General features: G+C 60.6%; 3 protein-coding genes. All 3 read right to left on the reverse strand.

The window, feature by feature from the left end; genetic code table 11:
- The coding region (folD, locus tag AC2FJ5_RS21285) for a bifunctional methylenetetrahydrofolate dehydrogenase/methenyltetrahydrofolate cyclohydrolase FolD (protein WP_271952851.1) at positions 1-884 on the reverse strand (884 nt) is incomplete at its 3' end.
- Between the two features lie 53 nt (positions 885-937).
- Complete coding sequence (locus tag AC2FJ5_RS21290) at positions 938-1,243, reverse strand: chorismate mutase (RefSeq protein ID WP_142640424.1); 306 nt, start codon at positions 1,241-1,243, stop codon at positions 938-940.
- A 58-nt stretch (positions 1,244-1,301) separates the two neighbouring features.
- On the reverse strand, positions 1,302-2,978 hold the full coding sequence (locus AC2FJ5_RS21295) for a formate--tetrahydrofolate ligase (RefSeq protein ID WP_142640425.1): 1,677 nt from the start codon (positions 2,976-2,978) through the stop codon (positions 1,302-1,304).
- Positions 2,979-2,990 lie beyond the last annotated feature (12 nt).

Below are 2,990 nucleotides of genomic sequence, written 5' to 3' on the forward strand. Positions count from 1 at the left end.
GTCAGGCCTTCTGGTTCTGGGAGTTTGTTTGCGCGGCATGCGGCGGTCAGGGTGTTGGCCAGCAGGCATGCGATTGTCATGGGGCCGACGCCGCCGGGGACGGGGGTGATTGCTCCGGCGCGTTCGGCGGCGCTGGCGTAATCCACGTCTCCGACCAGCTTGTTCTTGCCGTCGCGTTCAATGCGGTTGATGCCCACGTCGATGACCGTGGCGCCTTCCTTGATCCAGTCGCCGGGCACCATCTCGGGGCGGCCCACAGCGGCGACAACGATATCCGCGCGACGGACAACATCGGGCAGATCCTTGGTGCGGCTATGCGCGATGGTCACGGTGCAGCTGTCGCCCAGCAGCAGTTGCGCCATCGGCTTGCCAACGATGTTCGAGCGGCCGATCACAACCGCATCCATGCCCGACAACGATCCATGATGGTCCCGCAGCATCATCAGGCAGCCCAGCGGGGTACAGGGCACCATCGATTTCTGACCGGTGCCCAGCAGGCCCACATTCGAGATGTGGAACCCGTCGACATCCTTGGCCGGGTCGATCGAATTGATCACCAGATCTTCGTTCAGATGCTTGGGCAGCGGCAGCTGCACCAGAATGCCGTGGACTGCGGGATCGGTATTCAGCTTGTCGATCAATGCCAGCAGGTCTGCCTCGGAGGTGTCCACATCCAGCTTGTGCTCATACGAGTTCATGCCGACCTCGACGGTCATCTTGCCCTTCGAGCGGACATAGACCTGGCTGGCCGGGTCTTCGCCCACCAGAACCACGGCCAGACCAGGGGTGATGCCATTTTCGTCCTTCAGCTTTGCAACCTGATCGGCAACCTGTGCCCGCACCGTTGCTGCAAAGGCCTTACCGTCGATAACCTGCGCTACCATTCTTCGATCCCTTCTTCCCAAAAACGGATCGGGCGCTTGGGGCGCCCGGTCAGTCAGTCGTTGCCGAGCACACGTTCCTCACGCGCAATCGACCAGTCAATCAGAATGCGCCACAGCGTCTCGGCCAGATCGGGGTCCATCCCCGCCGCCTGAGAGCTGGCACGCACCTTTTGCACCACCTCTTCAACACGATCCGGAATACGGGCCGGCAGGCCCTCGCCCGGCTTCAACTCAGACGCGCGATCAATGTAGCTGGCGCGCCTCACCAGCATCTCGATCAGGTGCCGGTCCAGCTGGTCGATCTGAATCCGCAGATCCTGCATCGTTGCGCAGTCTTGCGGCGGTGTCAGAGTGGGCATCGTGATCTCCTCGTGGCCCGGAGCATTCTCCGGATCACGAGATGTCTTATCTGGCGACTTAGAACAAGCCCTCGATCTCACCTGCGTCATTGAGGCAGATGCTTTCGGCCGCCGGTTTGCGCGGCAGGCCCGGCATAGTCATGATCTCACCACAGACCGCCACGATAAATCCGGCACCCGCGCTCAGGCGCACCTCGCGCACCGGAACCGAATGGCCGGTGGGCGCGCCGCGCAACGAGGGATCGGTCGAGAAGGAATACTGCGTCTTGGCCATGCAGACCGGCAGGTTGCCGTAACCGGCTTCTTCCCATTCACGCAGCTGGTTGCGGATCTTGTTGTCGGCCAGAACCTCGTCCGCGCGATAGATGCGCTTGGCGATGGTTTCGATCTTCTCGAACAGCGGCATATCGTCGGGGTAGATCGGCGCAAAGTTCGCTGTGCCCCCTTCGACGATTTCGACCACCTTCTCGGCCAGCGGCGCCGAGCCTTCCGACCCCAGTTCCCAGTGACGCGACAGAACCGCTTCGACCCCGTGGTCAGAGCAATAGTCTTTCACGGCTTGCACTTCAGCGTCGGTATCGGTGACGAAGTGGTTGATGCCAACCACAACCGGCACGCCAAAGGATTTGACGTTTTCGATGTGACGACCCAGGTTGGCGCAGCCCGATTTGACCGCGTCGACGTTTTCCGCACCCAGATCAGCCTTGGCCACACCGCCATTCATCTTCATCGCACGCACGGTGGCGACCAGCACCACAGCCGACGGCGCGATACCCGCTTTGCGGCACTTGATGTTCATGAATTTCTCGGCGCCCAGATCGGCGCCAAAACCCGCTTCGGTCACCACATAGTCAGCCACTTTCAGCGCGGTCTTGGTCGCAATGACCGAGTTACAGCCATGCGCGATGTTGGCAAACGGGCCGCCATGCACAAAGGCCGGGTTGTTTTCCAGCGTCTGCACCAGGTTCGGCTGCATCGCGTCCTTCAGCAGCACCGTCATCGCGCCTTCGGCCTTGATGTCGCGACAGTAAACCGGGGTCTTGTCGCGGCGATAGGCCACGATGATGTCACCCAGACGCTTTTCCAGATCTTTCAGGTCGTTGGCCAGGCACAGGATCGCCATAACCTCAGAGGCCACGGTGATGTCAAAGCCGGTCTCGCGCGGGAAACCGTTCGACACGCCACCCAAGCTGGCCGTGATCTGACGCAGCGCGCGGTCGTTCATGTCGACCACACGACGCCACGCTACACGGCGAATGTCGATCTCGCACTCATTGCCCCAATAGATGTGGTTGTCGATCATCGCCGACAGCAGTGAATGGGCGCTGGTGATGGCGTGAAAGTCACCGGTGAAGTGCAGGTTCATCTCTTCCATCGGAACAACCTGCGCGTAACCACCACCCGCAGCGCCGCCCTTCATGCCAAAGTTCGGGCCCAGCGAAGCCTCACGGATACAGATCATCGCGTTCTTGCCGATCCGGTTCAGACCGTCACCCAGACCCACAGTCGTCGTCGTCTTACCCTCACCCGCAGGCGTCGGGTTGATCGCCGTCACCAGAATCAGCTTGCCGTCCTCACGGCCCTGAACCGAATTGATGAAGTCCTGGCTCACCTTTGCCTTGTCATGGCCATAGGGCAGAAGATCAGCAGATTCGATGCCGATCTTCGCACCAATCTCCTGAATCGGCTTCTTCTTCGCCTCACGCGCAATTTCGATGTCAGATTTATAGCTCATTGGGTTTCGGTC

The sequence above is a fragment of the Ruegeria sp. CDSA221 genome (assembly GCF_059611825.1).